This window comes from Aromatoleum evansii, from assembly GCF_045689615.1.
In the GTDB taxonomy this organism is placed as follows: domain Bacteria; phylum Pseudomonadota; class Gammaproteobacteria; order Burkholderiales; family Rhodocyclaceae; genus Aromatoleum; species Aromatoleum evansii.
Map to the genome: position 1 here is coordinate 967708 of NZ_CP141259.1, position 23554 is coordinate 991261.

20 protein-coding genes and 1 tRNA gene are annotated in these 23554 nt (G+C 66.1%); 13 read left to right on the forward strand and 8 right to left on the reverse strand.

All coding sequences use genetic code 11. The features are described 5' to 3' along the window. Nucleotide 1: 1 nt before the first annotated feature. Together U5817_RS04325 and U5817_RS04330 are read right to left on the reverse strand one after the other, a co-directional pair. A complete protein-coding gene (locus U5817_RS04325; protein ID WP_169126533.1) occupies nucleotides 2-583 on the reverse strand; it encodes a response regulator in 582 nt (193 codons plus the stop codon). A 48-nt stretch (nucleotides 584-631) separates the two neighbouring features. Further along, a complete protein-coding gene (locus U5817_RS04330) occupies nucleotides 632-1939 on the reverse strand; it encodes an HD domain-containing phosphohydrolase (RefSeq protein ID WP_169126535.1) in 1308 nt (435 codons plus the stop codon). Nucleotides 1940-2280: 341 nt separating this feature from the next. Between U5817_RS04330 and groES the strand changes: the two genes are divergently transcribed. From groES to grxD, 12 genes are all read left to right on the forward strand, one after another. Further along, nucleotides 2281-2571 carry a co-chaperone GroES gene (groES, locus tag U5817_RS04335; protein WP_004311482.1) on the forward strand — a complete coding sequence of 97 codons (291 nt, stop codon included), beginning with the start codon at nucleotides 2281-2283 and terminating at the stop codon, nucleotides 2569-2571. Between the two features lie 45 nt (nucleotides 2572-2616). Beyond that, a complete protein-coding gene (gene groL, locus U5817_RS04340) occupies nucleotides 2617-4272 on the forward strand; it encodes a chaperonin GroEL (protein WP_407279833.1) in 1656 nt (551 codons plus the stop codon). 313 nt (nucleotides 4273-4585) lie between these two features. Then, the gene (locus U5817_RS04345; RefSeq protein WP_407279834.1) at nucleotides 4586-5272 is read left to right on the forward strand and encodes a response regulator; all 687 of its coding nucleotides are present in this window, start codon (nucleotides 4586-4588) and stop codon (nucleotides 5270-5272) included. Beyond that, entirely contained in the window at nucleotides 5247-6728 is a 1482-nt protein-coding gene (locus tag U5817_RS04350) for a sensor histidine kinase (RefSeq protein WP_407279835.1), read from the forward strand. Before U5817_RS04345 ends, U5817_RS04350 begins: the two co-directional genes overlap by 26 nt. 131 nt (nucleotides 6729-6859) lie before the next feature. Then, nucleotides 6860-7168 carry a DUF485 domain-containing protein gene (locus U5817_RS04355; RefSeq protein WP_169126543.1) on the forward strand — a complete coding sequence of 103 codons (309 nt, stop codon included), beginning with the start codon at nucleotides 6860-6862 and terminating at the stop codon, nucleotides 7166-7168. After that, entirely contained in the window at nucleotides 7165-8883 is a 1719-nt protein-coding gene (locus U5817_RS04360) for a cation acetate symporter (RefSeq protein WP_407279836.1), read from the forward strand. Before U5817_RS04355 ends, U5817_RS04360 begins: the two co-directional genes overlap by 4 nt. 154 nt (nucleotides 8884-9037) lie before the next feature. Beyond that, a tRNA-Phe gene (locus U5817_RS04365) sits at nucleotides 9038-9113 on the forward strand. 217 nt (nucleotides 9114-9330) lie between these two features. Then, nucleotides 9331-10800 carry an MFS transporter gene (locus U5817_RS04370; RefSeq protein WP_407279837.1) on the forward strand — a complete coding sequence of 490 codons (1470 nt, stop codon included), beginning with the start codon at nucleotides 9331-9333 and terminating at the stop codon, nucleotides 10798-10800. A gap of 232 nt (nucleotides 10801-11032) precedes the next feature. Then, nucleotides 11033-12286: a glutamyl-tRNA reductase gene (gene hemA, locus U5817_RS04375; RefSeq protein WP_169126549.1), complete on the forward strand. Its 1254-nt coding sequence runs from the start codon at nucleotides 11033-11035 to the stop codon at nucleotides 12284-12286. 59 nt (nucleotides 12287-12345) lie between these two features. Then, nucleotides 12346-13425 (forward strand): peptide chain release factor 1, encoded by a 1080-nt coding sequence (gene prfA, locus U5817_RS04380; protein ID WP_169126551.1) that lies wholly within the window; start codon nucleotides 12346-12348, stop codon nucleotides 13423-13425. Nucleotides 13426-13473: 48 nt separating this feature from the next. After that, nucleotides 13474-14328 carry a peptide chain release factor N(5)-glutamine methyltransferase gene (prmC, locus tag U5817_RS04385; protein WP_407279839.1) on the forward strand — a complete coding sequence of 285 codons (855 nt, stop codon included), beginning with the start codon at nucleotides 13474-13476 and terminating at the stop codon, nucleotides 14326-14328. A gap of 88 nt (nucleotides 14329-14416) precedes the next feature. Beyond that, nucleotides 14417-14737: a Grx4 family monothiol glutaredoxin gene (gene grxD, locus U5817_RS04390; protein WP_169126555.1), complete on the forward strand. Its 321-nt coding sequence runs from the start codon at nucleotides 14417-14419 to the stop codon at nucleotides 14735-14737. 43 nt (nucleotides 14738-14780) lie between these two features. On the opposite strand, the gene U5817_RS04395 is transcribed toward grxD, so the two are convergent. The 5 genes from U5817_RS04395 to argH form a co-directional block, all read right to left on the reverse strand. Then, complete coding sequence (locus U5817_RS04395; RefSeq protein WP_407279840.1) at nucleotides 14781-15878, reverse strand: nucleotidyltransferase family protein; 1098 nt, start codon at nucleotides 15876-15878, stop codon at nucleotides 14781-14783. A 4-nt stretch (nucleotides 15879-15882) separates the two neighbouring features. Then, nucleotides 15883-16749: an HprK-related kinase A gene (locus tag U5817_RS04400; RefSeq protein WP_407279841.1), complete on the reverse strand. Its 867-nt coding sequence runs from the start codon at nucleotides 16747-16749 to the stop codon at nucleotides 15883-15885. 36 nt (nucleotides 16750-16785) lie between these two features. Continuing rightward, on the reverse strand, nucleotides 16786-17106 hold the full coding sequence (locus tag U5817_RS04405; protein ID WP_407279842.1) for a hypothetical protein: 321 nt from the start codon (nucleotides 17104-17106) through the stop codon (nucleotides 16786-16788). A gap of 12 nt (nucleotides 17107-17118) precedes the next feature. Further along, nucleotides 17119-17922 (reverse strand): hypothetical protein, encoded by an 804-nt coding sequence (locus U5817_RS04410; RefSeq protein WP_407279843.1) that lies wholly within the window; start codon nucleotides 17920-17922, stop codon nucleotides 17119-17121. A 454-nt stretch (nucleotides 17923-18376) separates the two neighbouring features. Beyond that, on the reverse strand, nucleotides 18377-19795 hold the full coding sequence (gene argH, locus U5817_RS04415) for an argininosuccinate lyase (RefSeq protein WP_407279844.1): 1419 nt from the start codon (nucleotides 19793-19795) through the stop codon (nucleotides 18377-18379). Between the two features lie 162 nt (nucleotides 19796-19957). Between argH and U5817_RS04420 the strand changes: the two genes are divergently transcribed. After that, on the forward strand, nucleotides 19958-20722 hold the full coding sequence (locus U5817_RS04420) for a LytTR family DNA-binding domain-containing protein (RefSeq protein ID WP_169126567.1): 765 nt from the start codon (nucleotides 19958-19960) through the stop codon (nucleotides 20720-20722). Between the two features lie 16 nt (nucleotides 20723-20738). Here the strand turns inward: U5817_RS04420 and ppc are convergent, their stop codons facing one another. Beyond that, nucleotides 20739-23486, reverse strand: coding sequence for a phosphoenolpyruvate carboxylase (gene ppc, locus U5817_RS04425; RefSeq protein WP_169126569.1), 2748 nt, complete (start codon nucleotides 23484-23486; stop codon nucleotides 20739-20741). Nucleotides 23487-23554: the final 68 nt, after the last annotated feature.

The following is a 23554-nucleotide window of genomic DNA, read 5'->3' on the forward strand; positions in this document are numbered from 1 at the left end:
CTCAATGCCGCCCCGCGTCCGGATCGTCGAGCAGCGACTCGTCGAGCAGCACCGAACCGTCCTCGCTCCAGATCACCTTGGTGATGCCCGGCTCCTCGGCTTCGAGGCGCTTGCGCTCTAGCTCTTCCGCAGACATGGCGCCCGCCGTGACGCGCACCTGATCCGCCAGGCGTTGGTTTTCGAGCGTCAGCTCGCGAACCGCCAGCGCCTGGCCGATCGCGGCGACCAGCTCATAGTCGTTCCAGGGTTTGGACAGGAAGCGGCTGATGCCGGCCTCGTTGATGGCGCCGATCAGGCCGTTCAGGTCGGCGTAGCCCGAAAGGATCAGGCGCGCGGCATCCGGCTGGATCTCGCGGAAGGCCTTGAGGAACTGCACGCCGTCCATCCCGGGCATGCGATAGTCGGACAGCACCAGGTCGTAGGCGGTGTGGCACGACTTGTCGAGAGCGTCGGCCGGGTTGCTGAAGACGTCGATCTGCAGCGGATAGACCTTTCCTCCCGCCACGCAGGGCGTCAGCGACAGCAGTCGCCTCAGCGATTTCAGGATCGACTCCTCGTCATCGACGATCAGGATGCGGCTCATGGGACCTCCCAGGCGAAACACCGGCACGCCGGGCGCCGGTGCTGCGTGTCATTTGTCGTTGCGCACGTACAAGGTCAGTGTGATGCCTTCGCGTCGAGCGTAATTCTGGATCTGGCGCGTCAGGGATTCGTCGAGCAAGTAATCGGCCGCGAGGAGCAGGGCACCGTCTCTGCCGACCAGATCGCGAGCGAGGACCATGCCCGGCCGCAGGTCGGCCGCCGCCACCGGCAGGTCGCGCGACGGCGGCTCGGGTGTGACGCCGCCCTGCATCTCGACGAAGGCATCGACGACCTGCGGGTCGTAACGTTTGCCTCGCGCCCGCACGATCATCGCCAGCGCCTCGTCGCGCGTCATGCGCTTGTCGGACAGCGTCCCGTTCTGCAAGCCATCGTAATCGTTCACGACACTCAGGATGCGCGCCCCGAAGGGAATGGTCAGGCCCTGCAGCCCATCGGGAAAGCCCTGCCCGTCGAAGCGTTCGTGGTGCGAGCGGATCAGGTGCGCAGCGTCCTTGAGCTCGTTGAGCGGCATCAGCGCCGATTCGCCGGCGATCGCGTGCTTGCGGTAATGCGCGAGCTCCTCGCTGGTCAATCGCGGCACCGGTTTGGCGAGCACCGCATCGGAAAAACCGATCTTCCCGATATCGTGCAGCAGGCCGGCAACGAAAATGTCCTGCTGGCCCTTGGCATCCACTTCGAGTCGAGCTGCCAGCCGGCGCGCGAGGTCTGCAACCCGGCGGGCATGGCCAGCGACGCCGCCGCCGCGCAATTCGATCAGGCCCGAGAAGGTCTTGATGGAGACGAGGAAATTCTGCTTCAGACGCTCGTTGGCCTGCTTGAGCGAGCCATTGGCCTGCTCCAGCGCGTCGGTGCGCTCGCGCACCTTGTCCTCGAGTCCGGCGTTGAGCTCGCGCAGGGCCTCGTTCTGCTGCTGGGTAAGTGCCAGCAGGCGCGCGTTTTCCGCTTGCAGCCGGCGCCGTTCGAGCGCATCCCTGACCGTCAGCGCCAGTTCGCTGTCGTCCCAGGGTTTGGCGATGTAGCGATAAATCTCGCCCCGGTTGATCGCGTCGATGGTCGAGCCCATGTCCGCGTAGCCGGTCAGCAGCAGGCGGATCACGTCGGGCCAGCGCGTGCGCACCTGCTCCAGGAAGGTCGCGCCGTCCATCTCCGGCATGCGCATGTCGGACACCACCAGGTCGACGTGTTCGCGCTCCAGGATCTCCAGGCCGGCCCTGCCGCCCTCCGCCGTGTGGATCTTGTAGCCGGCGGGGCGCAATAGCCGCCGCAGCGACGACAAGATGCTTGGCTCGTCGTCGACTAGGAGCACGCTTGGGGTGATCTGGACGGTCTCTGTCATGGCCCTGTGGGGCTAACCCCGATGCTGGAGTGGGCAAAGCAAGTAAATGTATGCAAATTATAATGCCACTGATGTTAATGGCCGCGCCACTCCGGGCTGAATCCGCCAGCCCTTCAACCATCGCGCTTTTTTCCGCCGCTCACGGCATGCAGGGTGGTGTTCCGTCAGCCTGACAGGCGCGCGAAGGAAATGTCCATCCCGCACTTGAAATCCCAAAAGTGCGTCCCTATTATTAGCACTCGTTGGCAGTGAGTGCTAACGGCCCGGGCAGCGCCCGCGGCCACTGCGAATTTTCCAGACGGGCCCTGCCCGTGCTCGATGTGATAACAAGGAGTGAGTCAATGAAAATCCGTCCCTTGCATGATCGCGTGATCGTCAAGCGCCTCGAAGCCGAACGCAAGACCGCCAGCGGCATCGTGATCCCCGACTCGGCCGGCGAGAAGCCCGACCAGGGCGAAGTGCTGGCCGTGGGCAACGGCAAGATCCTCGACGACGGCAAGGTCCGCCCGATGGCCGTCAAGGTCGGCGACAAGGTCCTGTTCGGCAAGTACGCCGGCCAGACCGTCAAGGTCGAAGGCGACGAGCTGCTCGTCATGCGCGAAGAAGACATCATGGGCGTGGTCGAGGCCTGAGCCTCCCGTTCCGCCTCGTCAAACGAATCCTAGGAGCAATCAACAATGGCAGCTAAAGAAGTCAAGTTCGGTGATTCCGCCCGTGCCCGCATGGTCGAAGGCGTCAACATCCTGGCCGACGCGGTCAAGGTGACCCTGGGCCCGAAGGGCCGCAACGTCGTGCTCGAGCGCTCGTTCGGCGCCCCGACGGTGACCAAGGACGGCGTCTCGGTCGCCAAGGAAATCGAACTGAAGGACAAGTTCGCCAACATGGGCGCGCAGATGGTCAAGGAAGTCGCTTCCAAGACCTCGGACATCGCCGGTGACGGCACCACCACCGCGACCGTGCTGGCCCAGTCGATCGTCCGCGAAGGCATGAAGTACGTTGCCGCCGGCATGAACCCGATGGACCTCAAGCGCGGCATCGACAAGGCCGTAATCGCCACGATCGAAGAGCTGAAGAAGCTGTCGAAGCCCTGCTCGACCAACAAGGAAATCGCCCAGGTCGGCTCGATCTCCGCGAACTCGGACCAGGACATCGGCGACATCATCGCCCGTGCGATGGACAAGGTCGGCAAGGAAGGCGTCATCACCGTCGAGGACGGCAAGTCGCTGCAGAACGAACTCGACGTCGTCGAGGGCATGCAGTTCGACCGCGGCTACCTGTCGCCGTACTTCATCAACAACCCGGACAAGCAGGTCGCGATCCTCGAGAACCCGTTCGTTCTGCTGTTCGACAAGAAGATCTCGAACATTCGTGACCTCCTGCCGGTGCTCGAGCAGGTCGCCAAGGCCGGCCGTCCGCTGCTGATCATCGCCGAAGACGTCGAAGGCGAAGCGCTGGCGACCCTGGTCGTGAACAATATCCGCGGCATCCTCAAGACCTGCGCCGTCAAGGCCCCGGGCTTCGGCGACCGTCGCAAGGCCATGCTGGAAGACATCGCCGTCCTGACCGGCGGCCAGGTCATCGCCGAGGAAGTCGGCCTGACCCTCGAGAAGGCCACCCTGAACGACCTCGGCCAGGCCAAGCGCATCGAGATCGGCAAGGAAAACACCATCCTCATCGACGGCGCCGGCCAGGCCGACCGCATCGAGGCCCGCGTCAAGCAGATCCGCGTGCAGATCGAGGAAGCCACCTCCGACTACGACCGCGAGAAGCTGCAGGAGCGCGTCGCCAAGCTCGCCGGCGGTGTCGCGGTGATCAAGGTCGGTGCTGCCACCGAAGTCGAAATGAAGGAAAAGAAGGCCCGCGTCGAAGACGCGCTGCACGCCACCCGTGCGGCCGTTGAAGAAGGCATCGTCCCCGGCGGCGGCGTCGCGCTGCTGCGTGCCCGCGCCAACCTGGGCAACCTCAAGGGCGACAACCACGACCAGGACGCCGGCATCAAGATCGTGCTGCGCGCGATGGAGCAGCCCCTGCGCGAGATCGTCGCCAACGCCGGCGACGAGCCCTCGGTGGTCGTCAACAAGGTCAATGAAGGTACGGGCAACTTCGGCTACAACGCCGCCACCGGCGAGTACGGCGACATGGTCGAGATGGGCGTGCTGGACCCGACCAAGGTCGAGCGCACCGCGCTGCAGAATGCCGCTTCGGTTGCCGGCCTGATGCTCACCACCGACTGCATGGTCGGCGAGCTGCAGGAAGACAAGCCCGCGATGGGCGGCGGCATGGGCGGCATGGGTGGCATGGGCGGCATGGGTGGCATGGACATGGGCATGTAATGCCTGTCTGAGCGCCAGCTCACCTTCCGGGCCTTCGGGTCCGGTGCACAACGGCCCCGCTTCGGCGGGGCCGTTGTGCTTTTCGGCCGACGTTGTGCACGCAAGACGGCCCTCGCTGCGCGGTCGCGCTCGAAGCGTGTGATAATTCGGGGAGATGGGCAAAAAAAGGCGGTCGGGAGTTTCCGGCGCAGTCGGCCGGAAGCTCCCGGGAGCGGGCGCGCTGGCGGCGCGGCCATTCCTCTGACCGGGTAAAGGAGAACAGCGGGTGTAAATCTAGGCGCGCCCGCTTACATGTAACTTACATCCTGATTCCATGCGGATTCTGCTTGCTGAAGATGATGCCGTCATTGCAGACGGTTTGTGTCGCGCGCTTCGTCGCGGCGGCTTTGCAGTCGATCACGTGTCTTCCGGCATCGAGGCGGATACCGCGTTGGCATCGCAACCGTATGATCTTGTGATTCTCGACCTGGGCTTGCCGCGCCTGCCGGGGATCGAGGTCCTGAAGCGCCTGCGGGCGCGCAAGTCGACCATCCCGGTGCTGATCCTCACCGCCCAGGACGGCGTCGAGGATCGCGTGCGCGGCCTCGATGCGGGCGCCGACGACTATCTCACGAAGCCCTTTGCGTTGCCGGAACTGGAGGCGCGCGTGCGTGCGCTCACCCGCCGTGGCACCGGCCAGGCACGCTGCATCGAGGTGGGGAGCCTGTCCTACGACCAGGCTGACCACGTCGTGAAGATCAACGGCCAGGTGGTCGAGTTTTCCGCGCGCGAGATCGGTCTGCTCGAAGTGTTCGTCCTGCGGGTGGGGCGTCTCGTCAGCAAAGATCAGCTCGTGGACCACCTGTGCGGATGGGGCGAGGAGGTGTCGAGCAACGCGATCGAGGTGTACGTCCATCGCCTGCGCAAGAAGCTCGAGGACAGCGGCGTGCGCATCGTGACGGTGCGCGGGCTGGGGTACTGCCTGGAAACGGTGGATGCTGGCCAGGCGGCGAAAGCCTGACAAGACGGCGGCGGGCGGGCGCTCGCCGACGCAGCCGAACTCGCTGTTCGGCGAGATCCTCGACTGGATGCTCGCGCCGCTGCTGTTCCTGTGGCCGATCTCCATCATCGTCACGCACAACGTCGCCGACAACATCGCCAACCAGCCTTACGACCGCGCCCTCGCCGACAGCGTGCGCGCGCTGGCGCGCCTGGTCACGGTGGAGGAGGGCAAGGTGGCGGTGCACTTCCCCGCGCCGCCGCGGGCGCTGTTCCGTGCCGACCAGGACGACGTCGTCTACTACCAGGTCGCGAACGAAAGCGGCGATCTGGTTACCGGCGACCGCGAAATCGGCTGGACGCCCGCCCCTCCCATCCTGATACCCGAGGACGTGCTCTACCGCGACGATGTGATCCAAGGTGAAGAGGTGCGTATCGCCTATCAGTTCCTGCGCCCGTGGCCGGAGCCCGCCAGTCCCCTCGTGCTCGTGCAGGTCGCGGAAACCCGCAACAAGCGCAGCGATCTCGCCTCGCGCGTCGTTACTGGCGTGCTGTTGCCGCAGTTCGCCATCATCCCGCTTGCCGTCGTGCTGGTGTGGGTCGGTCTGACGCGCGGCATCGCGCCGCTCAACCGCCTGCAGAGCCTGATCCGCCGTCGCCGTCCCACCGATCTCTCGCCGATCGCGGCGGCCAGCGTGCCGGAGGAGGTGCGCCCGTTGATCGTCGCCTTCAACGACATGATGGCGCGGCTGGAGGAGAACCTGCACGCCCAGCAACGCTTCATCGCCGATGCCGCGCACCAGATGCGCACGCCGCTTACCGGCCTGCGCATGCAGACCGAGCTCGCGCTGCAGGAAACCGACCCCGTCGCGCTGCGCGAGTCGCTGTCGCGCATCGCCCAGAGCACGGAACGCGCGAGCCACCTCATCAACCAACTGCTGTCGCTCGCACGCGCCGAGGCGAGCTTCGAGAAGCTCTACGCGGTCGAAACCATCGACCTGCGCGCACTCGTGCGTGACGTCGCGCTCGATCTCTTCCCGCGGGCCCAGGCGAAGAACATCGACCTCGGCGTGGAGGGCGGCTCCGACGTGCTGACGGTCGAGGGCAATCCGGTGCTGCTGCGGGAGATGATCAAGAATCTCGTCGATAACGCCATCAAATACACGCCGGTGGGCGGTAGCGTCACGGCCAACACGCGTTACGCCGGTGCGCCGATCCTGGAAGTCGAGGATACCGGCGTCGGCATCCCCGAGGCCGATCGCGAGCGGGTGTTCGAGCGCTTCTATCGCGTGCTCGGCAGCGGCGAGGACGGTTCCGGTCTGGGCTTGCCGATCGTGCGCGAGATTGCCGAGCTGCATCGCGCGACCGTCACGCTCAATCCCAATCCCGCGGGCCAGGGCACGATCGTCCAGGTCGTCTTCCCGCGCGGCCACGTCCCTCCGCCGATACAGGTATACGGCGATTTCCCGCTCGGGTAGATGGGCTGGCCGGCCGCGTTGCGGTCGGATGCGGTCCTGCAGGCCCGCGTAAGGGCATCGTAAGTCTCCCGCATTAAGGTTGCGGCAACCGGAGAAAAATCCCGGCTGACCACCGTTTCAAGGAGGGAGACATGCAAAACGATATGGTGACAAGAATCGTCGCCAACCCGAAGTACCAGCAGCTCGTGAGCGCCCGCTCGTCGTTCGGCTGGATTCTGACGGCGATCATGATGGTCGTGTACTACGGCTACATCGCGGTCATCGCGTTCAACAAGGGACTGTTCGCCCAGCGCCTGGGCGACGGCGTCATGACCGTGGGCATCCCGGTCGGTCTCGGCGTGATCGTGTTTACGATCATCATCACCGGCCTCTATGTACGCCGTGCGAACTCCGAGTTCGACGCGCTGACCCAGGATATCGTCAAGGAGAGCAGCAAATGAGCGGCCGCTTCATGAAACTCGGCGGCGGACTCGCGCTCGCCCTGGCCGCGGGCGCAGCCCTGGCGGCCGGCGCTGACCTCGGTCAGGCGGAAAAGCAGGCAACCAACTGGACCGCGATCATCATGTTCGCGGTCTTCGTCGTCGGCACCCTGTGGATCACCAAGTGGGCAGCGGCCAAGACCAAGTCGGCGGCCGATTTCTACACCGCCGGGGGCGGCATCACCGGCTTCCAGAACGGCCTCGCGATCGCGGGCGACTACATGTCGGCTGCGTCCTTCCTCGGTATTTCCGCCGCGGTCATGGCCAACGGCTACGACGGATTGATCTACTCGATCGGCTTCCTCGTCGGCTGGCCTGTCATCACCTTCCTGATGGCGGAACGCCTGCGCAACCTCGGCAAGTTCACCTTTGCCGACGTCGCCGCCTACCGCTTCAAGCAGACCCCGATCCGCGCCTTCGCGGCTTCGGGCACGCTGGTCGTGGTGGCGTTCTACCTGATCGCGCAGATGGTCGGTGCCGGCCAGCTGATCAAGCTGCTGTTCGGCCTCGAGTACTGGATGGCCGTCGTCATCGTCGGCGCGCTGATGATGGTGTACGTGCTCTTCGGCGGCATGACCGCAACCACCTGGGTGCAGATCATCAAGGCCTGCCTGCTGCTTGCCGGCGCGTCCTTCATGGCCTTCATGGTGCTGCTGGCCTACGGCTTCTCGCCGGAGGCGCTGTTCGCCGACGCCGTGCGCGTGAAGGCAGGTGTGGCTGCCGCAGCGGGCAAGACCCCCGAAGAGGCCGGGATTCTCGGCCAGGCGATCATGGGCCCGGGCTCCTTCATCAAGGATCCGATCTCCGCGATCTCCTTCGGTATGGCGCTGATGTTCGGTACCGCCGGCCTGCCGCACATCCTGATGCGCTTCTTCACCGTTCCCGATGCGAAGGAAGCACGCAAGTCGGTGTTCTGGGCCACCACCTGGATCGGCTACTTCTACATCCTCACGTTCATCATCGGCTTCGGCGCGATCGTGCTGGTTTCGACCAACCCCGGCTTCCTCGATGCCAAGGGCGGGCTGATCGGCGGCAGCAACATGGCCGCTATCCACCTCGCCAATGCAGTCGGCGGCAACGTCTTCCTCGGCTTCATCTCCGCCGTTGCGTTCGCAACGATTCTGGCGGTGGTTGCCGGCCTGACGCTGTCGGGAGCTTCCGCGGTGTCGCACGACCTCTACGCCACGGTGTTCAAGCACGGCAACGCCGATTCCGCATCGGAGCTGCGTGTTTCGCGCATGACGACGATCGCCCTGGGCATCATCGCGGTGGTGCTGGGTATCGCGTTCGAGAAGCAGAACATCGCCTTCATGGTGTCGCTGGCCTTCGCGATCGCGGCTTCGGCCAACTTCCCGGTACTGTTCATGTCGGTGCTGTGGAAGGATTGCACTACCCGCGGGGCGTGCATCGGCGGCTTCATCGGCCTGATCACCGCCGTCGCGCTGACCGTCGTGTCGCCGTCGGTGTGGGAAGCCACGCTGGGCAACCCGAAGGGTTCGGCGCTGTTCCCCTACACCTCGCCGGCGCTCTTCTCGATGGCCGCGGGCTTCATCGGCATCTGGCTGTTCTCGATCCTCGACAACAGCGCGCGTGCCCAGGAAGACCGTGCGGGCTACCTCGCGCAGAAGGTGCGTTCGGAAACCGGTATCGGCGCGGAAGGCGCTTCCGGCCACTGAGGGCTGTAATGCCGCCGGCCTTCGGGCCGGTGGTTGGGTGAATGATTCGGGGCGGCGATTGCTGCCCCATTTTTTTGCCTGGCGGATATTTCGATGTCGTGACGAAAATATCTTTGACACTTCGTCGAGACCCGCTATAATGCGCGTCTTCACCGGCCAGGTAGCTCAGTTGGTAGAGCAGCGGATTGAAAATCCGCGTGTCGGCGGTTCGATTCCGTCCCTGGCCACCAAGGAATTACAGGCAAAAAGCCCGCCCTCATCGGCGGGCTTTTTGCTTTTCTGACGTTCCTCTGCCAATCCCGTACACGCCATATTTCGCGTCAGGGCTTGCTCTGCCCGGCCGAGCGGGTCGGCGCTCCGTGGCGTCCTGCGTCCGGCCCTCAAAAAGTTGATTACTTCAACGTACTCGAAATGTTAACATCTGCAACTTGTTTCGAGGAGGGCGCGATGAACCAGGGGGCGAGCAGTTCCAGCAGTTACCAGGGTACCGACAGACTGCTTGTCGGCATCATTCTCGGGGTCATCACCTTCTGGCTGTTTGCCCAGACGACGCTCAATATCGCGCCGGACATGCAACGGGATCTCGGGCTCGATCCAAGTGTCATGAATATTGCGGTGGCCGTGACGGCGCTGTTCTCCGGCATCTTCACCGTCGTGCTCGGGGGGCTCGCGGACCGCATCGGGCGCTTGCGGATGATGACCATCGGCTTCTATCTGAGCGTCCTAGGTTCGGCCCTGATCGCAACGGCTCCGGTCGGCAGTTTCGGCACAGCCTTCCTGATGGTCGGGCGTGCGCTCCAGGGGGTGTCGGCGGCATGCATCATGCCAGCCAGCCTCGCGCTGGTGAAAACCTACTGGGACGGGGCGGGACGGCAGCGCGCGGTCAGCCTGTGGTCCATCGGTTCGTGGGGCGGATCGGGCATGTGTTCGCTGTTCGGCGGTCTGATGACCGCGAACTTCGGCTGGCGCTACATCTTCCTGGTCTCCATCGTCGTCGCCCTGGTCGGCCTGTTCCTGGTGCGCGGCACGCCGGAGAGCAAGGCGGAGACGAGCGGCAGCTACAAGTTCGATTTCGCCGGCGTGATCGCGTTCATGATCACGATGGTTGCCCTGCAGATCGTCGTCACCCAGGGCAACAAGCTGGGTTGGACGAGTCCGCTGATCCTGGGGCTGATCGCGGTCGTCATCATCGTCGGTTCGCTGTTTTTCCGCATCGAGAGCGTCAGTCCACATGGCTTCGTCGATTTCAAGCTGTTCCGCAATCGGACCTATGCCGGTGCGACGATCTCGAACTTCCTGCTCAATGGCGTGGCCGGGACCCTGCTCGTATCGCTGCAGCTCGTCCAGTTGGGCGGCAACATGACTGCGCAGGAGGCGGGCACGCTGACGCTCGGCTATGCGATTGCGATCATCGCCTTCATCCGCGTGGGCGAGAAGCTGCTGCAGCGCTTCGGCGCACGCAAGCCGATGATCTGGGGCTGTGTCATCACGGGGGTGGCAATCCTGATGCTCTCTCCGGCCAACGTCATGCTCGGTACGTACAAGCTCATGGCCATGGTGGCGTATGCCCTGTTCGGCATCGGGCTGGCCTTCTATGCCACGCCGTCGACCGACGCCGCGCTGTCGAGCCTGCCGTCCGCGCAGGCGGGCTCGGGGGCCGGTATCTACAAGATGGCGTCCTCGCTCGGCGCCGCGTTCGGCGTGGCGGTCTCCGCGGCGATCTTCACGGCGCTGCGCGCGAACCCGGAGAGCGTGGCATGGCTGGACGGCGTGATCACCTTCTACGGGCGGCAGGACAATCTGGCGGTGCGCCAGGCTGCGATCATCGCTCTGATGTTCAACGTCTTCATGGTGCTCGTCGCGATCCTGTCGATCATGCTGACCGTCCCGAAGCCCGTCGCGAGGAAGGTAAGGTAAGGCCGCCAGCGGGGGCGTTGCGGGTGCGGGGGCTCCGTGCGTTCGCGCCCCGTGGCGCAGCTTGCGTCCGTGGCGTGTTAGAATCGCCTGTAATCGAAACGGGTCGGCGCTTGTCGGCCCGTTTTCGTTGACGTTGCAGTATGCGCAACAGAAAGGTCTGATTTCGCGCAATATTGCGACGTTTTTCACGGTGCTATAATCCGCAGAATTAGGCTTTTCTTTGCGATCGCGCATGCAACTTTATGCTCTTGGCTTGAATCATCACACCGCTCCGCTCAGCATACGGGAGCGGGTGGCGTTTCAGCCCGAGCGGCTGGACGATGCCCTGCACAACCTGACGCATGCGCGCACGGTGCGTGAGGCCGCGATCCTGTCGACCTGCAACCGCACCGAGCTGTACTTCGCCACCGAGCAGCCGCAGCATGCGGCCGACTGGCTGGCGAGCTTCCACCAGCTGTCGCTGAAGGAAGTGTCGCCCTATCTCTACACCTATCCGCAGCGCGACGCGATCCGCCACGTGTTCCGCGTCGCCAGCGGGCTCGATTCGATGGTGCTGGGCGAGCCGCAGATTCTCGGCCAGGTCAAGGACGCGGCGCGGCGGGCGGAAGAGGCAGGGACCATGGGGACCCTGCTGCACAAGCTGTTCCAGAACACCTTCGCGGTCGCCAAGGAGGTGCGCTCGACGACGGCAATCGGCGCGAACATCGTGTCGATGGCGGCGGCGGCGGTACACCTGTCCGAGCGCATCTTCGAGCGCATCTCCGACCAGCGCGTGCTGTTCATCGGCGCGGGCGAGATGATCGAGCTGTGCGCCGCGCATTTCGCGGGGGCGAACCCCAGGGAAATGGTCGTTGCCAACCGTACCGAGGCGCGTGCCCAGGTGGTGGCGAGCCGCTTCGGGGCGCAGGTGATGCGGCTGGATGCGATCGGCGACGTGCTGGCGCAATTCGATATCGTCGTCTCCTGTACGGCCAGCCCGCTACCGATCGTCGGTCTGGGCATGGTCGAGCGTGCGATCAAGGCGCGCCGCCACAAGCCGATGGTGATGGTCGACCTCGCCGTGCCGCGTGATATCGAAGCCGAGGTCGGCGCGCTGGACGACATCTTCCTGTACACGGTCGATGACCTGGCGCAGGTCGTCGACGCCGGTCTCGAATCGCGCCAGCAGGCGGTGATCGAGGCCGAGGAGATCATCAATACGCGCGTCGATGGTTTCCTGCACTGGATGCAGGCGCGCGATGCGGTGCCGACGATCAAGGCGCTGCGCCAGCATGCCGAGATGCTGCGCACCGTGGAGCTCGAACGCGCGAGCAAGTTGCTTGCGAAGGGCGAGGATCCGCAGAAGGTGCTCGATGCGCTGAGCCATGGCCTGATCAACAAGCTGATGCACGGGCCGACCCGCTTCCTCAACCAGTCCGAGGGCGAGCAGCAGGCAGACGCCTCGCGGCTGGTGCAGCAACTCTTCAATCTCAATTCGCACGATTAGTCGGGTGCGCGCCCGTTGCGGGTGCGCTGCCGGCCTCCGTGCCCCCTTTCCGGTTCCCGATGAAGCAGAGCATCCGCGAAAAGCTCGATTTCCTGAGTAGTCGACTTGCCGAACTGGATCGCGAATTCGCCTCCGAGGATGCCGCGCGCGACATGGATGCCTTCCGCGCGCTCGGGCGCGAGCGCGCCGAGATCGAACCTGTCGTGGCCCTGTACGAGGCATGGCGCAAGACCGAGAGCGAGGCCGCGAGTGCGCGCGAGATGCTCGCCGATGCGGAGATGCGCGAGCTCGCGGAAATGGAGATGGCGGCCTGTGCGGAGCGGATTTCCGCGCTGGAGGACGAGCTGCAGCGCGCGCTGCTGCCGCGCGACCCGGACGATGAGCGCAACCTGTTCCTCGAGATTCGCGCCGGCACCGGGGGCGACGAGGCGGCACTGTTCGCCGGCGACCTGCTGCGCATGTATACGCGCTACGCCGAACGCCAGCGCTGGAAGGTCGAGATCGTGTCGGCGAGCGAATCGGATCTCGGCGGTTACAAGGAAGTCATCGCGCGCGTGATCGGCGCCGGGGCGTATTCCAAACTCAAGTTCGAGTCGGGCGGGCATCGCGTCCAGCGGGTGCCGGCGACGGAGACGCAGGGGCGCATCCACACGTCCGCCTGCACCGTCGCGGTGATGCCCGAGGCCGACGAGCTCGAGGCCGTCAACATCAACCCGGCGGATCTGCGCATCGACACCTTCCGTGCAAGCGGCGCGGGCGGTCAGCACATCAACAAGACCGATTCGGCGGTGCGCATCACCCACCTGCCCACGGGCATCGTCGTCGAATGCCAGGACGACCGCTCGCAGCACCGCAACAAGGCGCAGGCGATGTCCGTGCTGGCTGCGCGCATCCACGACGTGCAGCTGCGCGAGCAGCAGGCCCGGGAGGCCGCAACGCGCAAGAGCCTCGTGGGCAGCGGCGATCGCTCTGAGCGCATCCGCACCTACAATTTCCCCCAGGGTCGCGTCACCGACCACCGCATCAACCTCACGCTGTACAAGCTGGACGCGGTGATGGAGGGCGAACTCGACGACTTGATCGGCGCGCTCATCGCGGAACATCAGGCCGAACAGCTCGCGGCGCTCGCCGGTGAGTGACATGGGCGTGAGGCCGCAAACGTCGACTCTGCGCGGGTGGGGGCGCTGATGAATACGCCCGACGCGGCGCCCGACATCGCCGGCGCACTGAATTGGGCGCGAGCCCGCATCGCGGTTGTCGATGCGCGGGTGCTGCTGCGCCATGTGCTGCAATGTTCCGCAGCACGCCTTGCCGCCTACCCGGAGGCGCGGCTCGACGAACGCGAATGGGCGGAATTTCTCAGTCTGGTGGAGCGGCGCGAGGCGGGGGAGCCGGTGGCCTACCTGATCGGCGAGCGCGAGTTCTACGGGCGTGCCTTCATGGTCGGCCCGGCGGTCCTGATCCCGCGGCCCGATACCGAATTGCTGATCGAGCTGGCACTCGCGCATTTCGGCGACAGGCCGCACGCGCGGGTGCTCGACCTGGGCACCGGCAGCGGCGCGCTGGCCGTGACCCTCGCGCTCGAGTTGCCCGATGCCGACGTGACGGCGGTCGATCGCTCGCGCGAGGCCTTGCTGGTTGCGATGGCCAATGCCGCACGACTCAGGGCGAGCGTGTCCTTCGTGCTCGGCGACTGGTTTTCGCAGCTCGGGGGCGACCGCTACCAGCTGATCGTGGCCAATCCTCCCTACGTCGCGGCGGACGACCCGCATCTGGGCGAGGGGGACGTGCGCTTCGAGCCGGGAACGGCGCTGGCTGCGGGGCCGCAGGGGCTGGACGACCTCGCGGCGATCGCCGCGCAGGCGCCGCGCCACCTGGAGCCGGGCGGCTGGCTCTTCATGGAGCATGGGTACGACCAGGCGGCGGCCGTGCGCGGTTTGCTTACCGATGCGGGATTCTCGTCGATCACGTCGTGGAAGGACCTCGGCGGCATCGAGCGCGTGTCGGGCGGTCAGTGGCTGGGGCGCGAGGACTCGCGCTGAATCCACTCCCGTTGCCGTGCCTATTGACGGCCGCGGTGCCAATCCCTAGAATTTCCCGAGTTAATTACTCAACTTTTGGAACGGCAACATGGACATCCAGAACGTCATCCGCGAGCAGGTCACCAGCAACCCGGTCGTCCTCTACATGAAGGGCACGCCCCAGTTCCCGATGTGCGGCTTCTCGGCGACTGCGGTGCAGATCCTCAAGAACCTGGGCGTGACCGAGCTCTTTTCGGTGAACGTGCTGGAGAACGAGGACATTCGCAGCGGTATCAAGGAGTTCGCCAACTGGCCGACGATTCCCCAGCTCTACATCAAGGGCGAATTCGTCGGTGGCTGTGACATCATGCGCGAGATGTACGAGAACGGCGAGCTGAAGACGATGCTCGCCGAAGCCGGCGTCAAGTAATTTGCTTCGACCGGCGCGGCGTCCGTCCGTGCCGGGGTAGCGATCAGGCCCGCCCGTCTGTGGCGGGCTCGTCTTTTCTGAGCCGCACGATCGATTTGTGCGCGAGGTGCCGCAGTAGCAGATGCGGCGGCATGCGCAGCCAATGGGCGCGCACGTAGATGGCAAAGCGCGCGAGCGTCGCCGCCGCGCTTTCGGCCGCCTCGTTCTCGGGGCGCAGGGCGGTTGTGTACAGCATCGTCAGCAGCCGCGAGGCCGGCCCGCCCGCTGCGTTAAACAAGTCCTCGATTACCTGCGGCGGAATCGGGCTGTCGAGCAGATGCCTGGCAAGGTGGAGTCCGAATGCGACCGGCGCGACGACGTCGAGCGTTCGTGAGGCCTCGACCACCCGCGGCCAGAAATCCGCTTCGCCGGCTCCCGCGCGCAGCAACCCGTCGATATCGAAGAGGTCGCGCAGGCCGTTGTGAAGTTCGCCTTCGTGCAGCAGGTGAACGATGCTGTGGACCAGCAGATGCTCGGGGCGCGGGATGCGGACGGCAGGCAGGTCCGGCAGTGCCGATGCAGCCCGGATGATCGTCTCGGCCTGGGGGGCGTGGCGCGATGTGAGCGGGAGGATGGTGTGGTGGACGTCGAGCACGGTTCCTCGCCGGACATTCACCATCGGGGGTAGTTCGTGCATCCACCTGCGGTAGTAGCGCTGGTCGTAGGGCGAGGTCTTGGCCGATGCCCAGCCGGCCACCATCAGCCGCAGTTCGACGTCGCCGAGCGTGTGGCGCGGGACGAGGATGTCGATGTCGCCGAACAGGCGGCCGCGGCCGACGGGATGGTCGGAGACTGCATAGGCCGCCCCCTTCAGCAGCACCAGCGGAATGCCCAGGCAGCACAGTGCGCGCTGCAATCCATGCACCTCCCAGCGGACCGACTGCGTCTGGCGCCGGCTGAGCTGGCGTATGGCTTCGAGGTGTCGCGTGGCCTCGGGTGGGGCCGTGATTCCTGCCGCTGCGACACGTTCGGCGAGCAGGCCCGCAAGGTTCGCCGCCCGCGCGCTGGCGACCAGCTCGGACCATCCGGCAAGGTCGAGCGCCTCAGCCTGTCTCGGCGTCTTCAGGACCGCGATCAGGCGTTCGCAGGCTGCCGATCTCATCGCGTCAGCGCCCGGTGATGTCGCGTACCATCGCGAGGGCGGTGTCGGTCGAGTCGTAGCCGATTTCAAAGCAGCGCGCCGTGTCGAGCATCGCGCACAGCGCATGAAATCCAGTCTCGCCCATGCGATCACGATTGAAGGACTGCTCCGCAATGCGGGCGAACGCCTCGGCGCGGCCGATTTCCTCGCAGTGCGGATCGGCCCCGGGGGCGAAGCGGGGAAAGATCACCCAGCGGCATCGCGCCTGACTGGCGGCTGCGGCGCGCGATGAAGCGGGCGCGGCCGCGTGGCTGATCGTGCCCTTGCGGGTGTCCGCGTAGCGCTGCCCGAGCCTGGCGTCGGGAAAGCGCGCAACGATGTCGATCGATTCGTTCTTGAGGCTGATTGGGCGCGGGTTGGGTTGCAGCTTGCCGGATTCGGGGGCGAGGATCGCCAGTTCGTCGGACAGCAGCCGCCACTGGTCGATGAAGGTCAGCGCCGCGCAGAGCGTGCTCTTGCCAGCTCCCGGTGATCCCGGCATCACGATCGCGTCGCCGTCACGGGCGACGACCGCGGCATGCATGACGAGATAGCCGAGCGGACGGGATGCCAGGCACCAGTTGAGGCCCCACTCGAACAGGGGGGCGGCCTGGCTGGCCGGCAGAGGCAGGAAGGGTTCCGTGTGATCCAGCAGGAAGCGCGCCTGCGGCCGGACCCAGCGGCGCCATCCCGCGCCGTGGGTGATGCGGATGTCGAAGTCGATGAAATGCCGCGCCCTCGCGCCCGGGTGCAGCGCCTCCGGGTAGAAGGTTTCGAGATGCTGGCGCACCGCGCCGAAAGGCGCGCGCAAGCGCACCGTGACCGGGGCGAGGTAGAGGGTGACGTCGATCAATCCGGTAGCCAGCTCGCATCGCGGAACGAGTTGGGCTCAAGTGTGCGCGAGAATCGAGAGCTGCACCAGTTCATCGATCACGCGCCGGATCGTCGTTTCATCGACGTCGTCGGCTCCGCTGTCGGCTCCGTGCCCGACGAGGTGCTGAATCAGGCTTGCGACATCCGACGGCCCGTCGCGGGTCGACAGCTTCACGATCTCGCATGCAAGGGACGAAACAATCCAGTAATCACCGGAGTTGACATCGAACAGCACGTGCGCGTGATCGTCGCGCCAGTCTGGCGAGCGGACAATCACGCGCCCCGGAAAGCCGCGCAGCGCTGCGGAGTCACGGGCACCAGGTTCGTTTCTTGCCACGGATTAATCATTCTACGGATTGATTTTCCCACCGCCGACCTTGCCGACGCTGGAAAGGCTGTTGCCGTTGACCGTGCAGACCGCCAACAGGCCGGACTTCACGTCGTAGGTGCTGCTGAGGTAGGCAATGACGTCTTCCTGCCTCAGTCCCGAGTCCGGATTGCACACCAGGCTCGATGGGCAATACAGCGAATTCGCGCCGCCCTTCAAGGCTTCCCACATTTCGAATACGTGCCACGTCTTTACCGGGTAGCCGGGAATGGTCAGGGCATTGAACAACGCGGCCAGCAGGTGGCTCATGAATTCGCCCGACGGCGAATCAAACAGGTGAGGGAAGGCCAGGACCTCCCAGATTCCGGTGTCTGGCGGGGCGCCGGCGAATACTTCACTCACAAGCGTACCCAATAGCGGACCTGAGGGGCCAAGCGCAAAGATCCCCTTCGGATTGGTGATGTCATGCCCCCCGTTGCAGCTTGTCTGATCCGCCAGGGCCGTGCTGAAAGTGGGTGCAACATACCCGGCCGGCCACGCATTGACCATCTGGCCCTGTTGGTCTTGACGTTTCCAGTCCGCCGGTGAAAGACCGCCTATGCAGTTCTGGGTATCCGCCGGCCGGCTCAGATTCCCGCTCACCAGCGCTGACGGGCTCAGACAGGTGCCGGCGAGCGCCGACTTCGCCTGAACGGCCAGCAGCACACCCACCCCGCCAGCGGTCGCCCCGATGAAGCGACGACGTGACCCCTTGGGCGGGGCCGCCGGACTTCCCTCGGGCAGCTCGCTGCGGCAGGTATCGCTCGGTTCCGGGGGGATCCCCATTTTCTCGGTTCCTGATGGCGAATTTCGATGCGTGCGCCTTGTCGCAAGCATTCGAGCACGATTCGTGCCGAATTCGCAGGTGTTCCAAGGTGCTGAAAATTAGAGGCTTATGGTGCGAGCGATGTGCCGGTTCTAGTCAGGTGTAAATAATTCCGACGTTCGCTCGGCGGACTCGCTGCGACTTGATCCGTCGTCCTTAAGCTAGCCGAGTGCCCCGTGTGCTTCAAGTACAAGGGCCTCGGCGTCGTGACCTTCGTCATGCCGACCTTGCACATGGGGGCCGGGTGAATTCCGGTCTTTCGTGACGCCGGGGCGATGAGGGAGGACGGGCGAGGTGTTGTTCGTACGCGAGAACTCGCGTCCGGCGGAGGATTCACACCAGTCGAGCGGAGTGCGAGGGCCCGCCCCCGGGCGGGCGCCTCTTTGCGTACTGGCCGATCCGTTGGTGGGGCCCTCAGGCCCGGGCGCTGCGCGCCCGCGCGATGGCTGCGCGGACCTGCTCGGGAGCCGTGCCGCCGACGTGCTTGCGCGAGGCGAGCGAGCCTTCGACGGTGAGCACCGCGAAGACGTCGTCCTTGACGCGCTCGGCCGCGCCCGGCACGTGCGCCATGGCCGTGCGCAGCTCGTCGAGCGAGAACTGCGGCAGGTCGCAGCCCTTCACGTCGGCCGCTCGCACGGCGAGTGCGACCGCTTCGTGCGCGTCGCGGAAGGGCAGGCCGTTCTTGACGAGGTAATCGGCGAGGTCGGTCGCGGTCGCGTAGCCCTGCTTCAGCGCATCGCGCATCGCGTCGGTCTTCACGCGGATGCCGGTGATCATGTCGGCGTAGATGCGCAGCGTGTCGATCACCGTGTCGGCGGTGTCGAACAGCGGCTCCTTGTCTTCCTGGTTGTCCTTGTTGTACGCGAGCGGCTGGCCCTTCATCAGGGTCAGCAGCGCGATCAGGCTGCCGTTGACGCGCCCGGTCTTGCCGCGCACGAGTTCGGGGACGTCGGGGTTCTTCTTCTGCGGCATGATGGAGCTGCCGGTGCAGAAACGGTCGGCGAGGTCGATGAAGCCCACGCGCGGGCTCATCCACAGGATCAGCTCCTCGGAGAAGCGCGACAGGTGCGTCATCAGCAGCGCCGAGGCGGCGCAGAATTCGATCGCGAAATCGCGGTCGCTGACGGCGTCGAGCGAGTTGTAGCAGACCTCGTCGAAGCCGAGTTCCTGCGCGACGAATTCGCGGTCGATCGGGTAGCTGGTGCCGGCGAGCGCGGCGCTGCCCAGCGGCAGGCGGTTCACGCGCTTGCGGCAGTCGGCGAAGCGCTCGGCATCGCGACGGCTCATCTCGTAATAGGCCATCAGGTGGTGGCCGAAGGTCACCGGCTGGGCGACCTGCAGGTGCGTGAAGCCGGGCATCGGCGTCGCGGCGTTGGCTTCGGCGACGTCGAGCAGGTTCTTCTGGAAGTCACCGATCAGCGCGAGGATCTGGTCGATGGCGTCGCGCAGCCACAGGCGGATGTCGGTCGCGACCTGGTCGTTGCGGCTGCGGCCCGTGTGCAGTCGCTTGCCGGCGTCGCCGACGAGCGCGGTGAGGCGTTTTTCGATGTTGAGATGCACGTCCTCGTCGTCGAGGTTCCAGCCGAACTCGCCACGCTCGATCTCGCCGAGGATCTGCGTCATGCCGCGCTCGATGTCGGCTAGATCCTGCGCGCCTATGATGCCCTGGCGCGCGAGCATCTTCGCGTGCGCGAGCGAGCCGCGGATGTCCTGGCGCGCCATGCGCTGGTCGAAGAACACCGAGGCGGTGTAGCGTTTCACGAGGTCCGAGACGGGTTCGCTGAAGCGGCCCGACCAGGCCTTGGCCGGCTGCGAGGAAGTGGTGTCTGTCATAATGTCCGTCATTGGTATGGCGTGGCCGTTCGCGGCCGGCTAGGGGCGGGGCGCCGGTTGTTGCGGGCGCCGCGCAAACAGGCCGAAATTATAAAGCAAAAGGCCTGCGTGCCTTGGGGGCCGGCGGGCCGGCCCGGCGTGCAGCGCAGGGGGAGGTGTTCGATGGAGTCGGCACAGCTGCTGCGGGTGGTGATCGTCGATGACGAGGCGCCCGCGCGCGCGCGCTTGCGCGACCTGCTCGGCGACATTGCGCAGGAGCAGCCGACCGCCGTCGTCGGTGTCGCGGCCAACGGCGTCGAGGCCCTGCGCCTGCTGGAGAGCGAGCCCGCCGACGTCGTGCTGGCCGACATCCGCATGCCGGTGATGGACGGCGTCGAGCTGGCTCGCCACCTCGGCCGGCTGGAGAAGCCCCCCGCGGTGATCTTCACAACGGCCTACGACGAATACGCGGTGCAGGCCTTCGAGCTGTCGGCGGTCGACTACCTGCTGAAGCCGGTGCGGGCGCAGCGTCTGGCCGACGCGCTGGCGAAGGTGCGCCGCCGCCAGCCGCTGCCGGATGCCGCGCTGGCGGCACTGGCGCCCGGTGCGCGGCAGCATTTCAGCGTGAATGAGCGCGGCCGCATCCTGCTGGTGCCGGTCGCGGACGTGCTGTTCCTGCGTGCGGAGCTGAAATACGTGACCGCGCGAACGACCGAGCGCGAATACCTGCTCGACGAATCGCTGGTGCAGCTCGAGCAGGAGTTCGCCGGCCGCTTCCTGCGCATCCACCGTAACTGCCTCGTCGCGCGCGCTGCCGTGGTCGGCGTCGAGCGCGCGGGCGAGCAGGACGGCGAGCCGCACTGGGACATCCTGCTCGGCGGGCTGGCCGAAGGCTTGCCGGTCAGCCGCCGGCAGTGGCCGGCGGTGAAGCAGACGCTCGGGATCTGAAGGCCGTATCCCCCCCTCAGCCGCTGTTCCTGAGGCCGGCCGCGACCCCGTTGATCGAGATGTGGATGCCCAGTCGCACGCGCGCGTCGTCGTGGCCGTCGCGGTGGCGGCGCAGCAGCTCGACCTGCACGTGGTTGAGCGGGTCGAGGTAGGGGAAGCGGTTGCGGATCGAGCGCTTGAGCAGCGGATTGTCGTCCAGGAGCTCCTTCTGGCCGGTGATGGCAAGCAGCGCGTCGACGGTGTCCTGCCATTCGGCGCGGATGCGGCCGAAGATCGCGTCGCGCAGTGCCGGATCCTTGACCAGGCCGGCGTAGCGCGAGGCGATTGCGAGGTCGGACTTGGCGAGCACCATGTCCATGTTCGACAGCAGCGTCGCGAAGAAGGACCACTCCTTGTACATCGCCTGCAGCCGCGCGAGGCCGTCGTCCGGATGGGCGGCGCGCCATGCCTTCACCGCCGCGCCGAAGCCGAACCAGCCGGGCAGCATCAGGCGGCACTGGGCCCAGCTGAACACCCACGGGATCGCGCGCAAGTCTTCGATGCGTGTGCCCTTCTTGCGCGAGGCGGGGCGCGAGCCGATGTTGAGCTCGGCGATCTCGGAGATCACCGTCGACTCCCAGAAATAGCGCTCGAAGCCCTCGGTTTCATAGACGAGGCCGCGGTAGGCGGCGAAGGCCGTGTCCGAGAGCGCCTGCATGGTGTCGAGGAACTCGGCGCGCGGCGCCGGGGCGCGATCCGTGAGCAGGCTCGCCTCCAGCGTCGCGGCGACCAGCACCTCGAGGTTGCGTCGGCCCACCTCGGGGTTGTTGTATTTGGCGGCGATGACCTCGCCCTGCTCGGTGAGGCGGATGCGGCCCTGCACGGCGCCGCCAGGCTGCGCGAGGATGGCCTGGTAGCTCGGGCCGCCGCCGCGGCCGACCGAGCCGCCGCGGCCGTGGAAGAGGCGCAGGTGCACGTCGTGCTTGGCGAACACCTCGACGAGCCCGATCTCGGCCTTGTACAGCGACCAACCGGAGGTGAGGAAGCCACCATCCTTGTTGCTGTCGGAGTAACCCAGCATGATCTCCTGCATCCGCTCGCGCGATTCCAGCAGGCTCATGTAGGCCGGCAGCGCGAACAGGCGATCCATGACGGTCGGGGCGTTGGCGAGATCCTCGATGGTCTCGAACAGCGGGATGATGTTCACGTCGAGCGCCTGCTCATGCGGGCGCAGCAGTCCCGCTTCCTTCAGCAGCAGGGCGAGTTCGAGCATGTCGGAGACGTCATCGGTCTTCGAGATGATGCAGTTGGTGATCGCTTCCTTGCCGAAGCGCAGGTGCGCGCTGCGGGCGGCACGGAAGATCGCCAGCTCGCCCTCGGTCTCGTCGGAATAGCGCACGTGGGGCGAGGCGAGCGGTCGCGGCGTGGCGAGCTCGGTGAGCAGCACCTCGCAGCGGTCGGTCTCGTCGAGCGCGCGATAGTCGATGCCGGGCTGGGCGGTCGCCAGCAGTTCCGCGACGACGCGCTCGTGCACGTCGGAGTTCTGGCGCAGGTCGATCGGCGCGAGGTGGAAGCCGAACACGCGCACGGCGCGGCGCAGCAGGCGCAGGCGGCCACGCGCCAGCGCCGCCGAGCCGTTGGCGACGAGAGAGCGGTGGAGGATGTCGAGGTCCTCGGACAGTTCGTACGCGTTCAGGTAGGGCTCGGCGTCTGCGACGGCGTGGCGCGGCGGTTCGCTGCCGAGCAGGGCGCGATGGGTCGCGGCAAGGCGTGCGTAGATACCGGAGATCGCGCGCCGGTAGGGCTCGTCCTTGCGGTGGGGGGACTGGTCGGGCGAGCGGTTCGCGAGGGCGAGGAGGGCGTCCGAGGCGCTCACGAGTCCGGCCGCGAGAGACAGGCGCGCGCCGAGCGTGTGCAGCTCGTCGAGGTAGAAGCTCAGCACGGCGCCGGCCTGCATCGCGAGCGCGCGTTCGAGCACTTCGGCGGTGACGAAGGGATTGCCGTCGCGGTCGCCGCCGATCCAGCTGCCGACGCGCAGGAAGGCGGGCAGTTCGAGCGCGCCCAGCGCCGGGTCGCGCTTCGCGAGCTGGTCCTCGAGGGCGGCATAGAGGCGCGGCACTTCGCGCAGGAAGGTCGCGTCGAAATACGACAGGCCGTTGGCCACCTCATCGACGACCGACAGCTTGGCCGGGCGCAGCATGCGCGTCTGCCACAGGATCAGCACCGCGCGGCGCATGGCTTCATCGCTGTACTCGCGCTCTTCCGGCGTGAGCACCATGCGGTCGCGCCGGTCGAGCAGGCGGGCGATGTCGGTTTCGCAGTTGAGGATGCTCTTCCTCTGCACTTCGGTCGGGTGGGCCGTGAGCACCGGCGAGATCGATGCGGTGTCGAAGAACGCGGCCAATTCCGCCGCCTCGTGGCCGCTCGCGAAGGCGCGGGCGAGCGCGTGCGCGAGGCTGCCTTCGCGCGGCGCGGAGCCGGCGATGAGGTGGGCGCGGCTGCGGCGGATGTGGTGCTGGTCCTCGGCGATATTGGCGAGGTGCGAGAAATAGCTGAACGCGCGCGCGACCTGAATCGTCTGTTCGCGCGACAGCGCATCCAGGATGCCTTCGAGTTCCTGGCGCGCGGCGCGGTCGTCGTCGCGGCGGAAGCGCACCGAGGTCTGCCGGATGCGTTCGATGAGGCCGAACACGGCCTCGCCCTGCTGGTCGCGCACGGTGTCACCGAGCATGCGGCCGAGCAGTCGGATGTCTTCGCGCAGTGGTGCGTCCTTGTCCTGGGTCATGATCTTTCCGTGGCAGTGTTGGGGTTCGGGGGCGAGAGGTGCGCTCGGACGTCCATGCTAGAATGCTG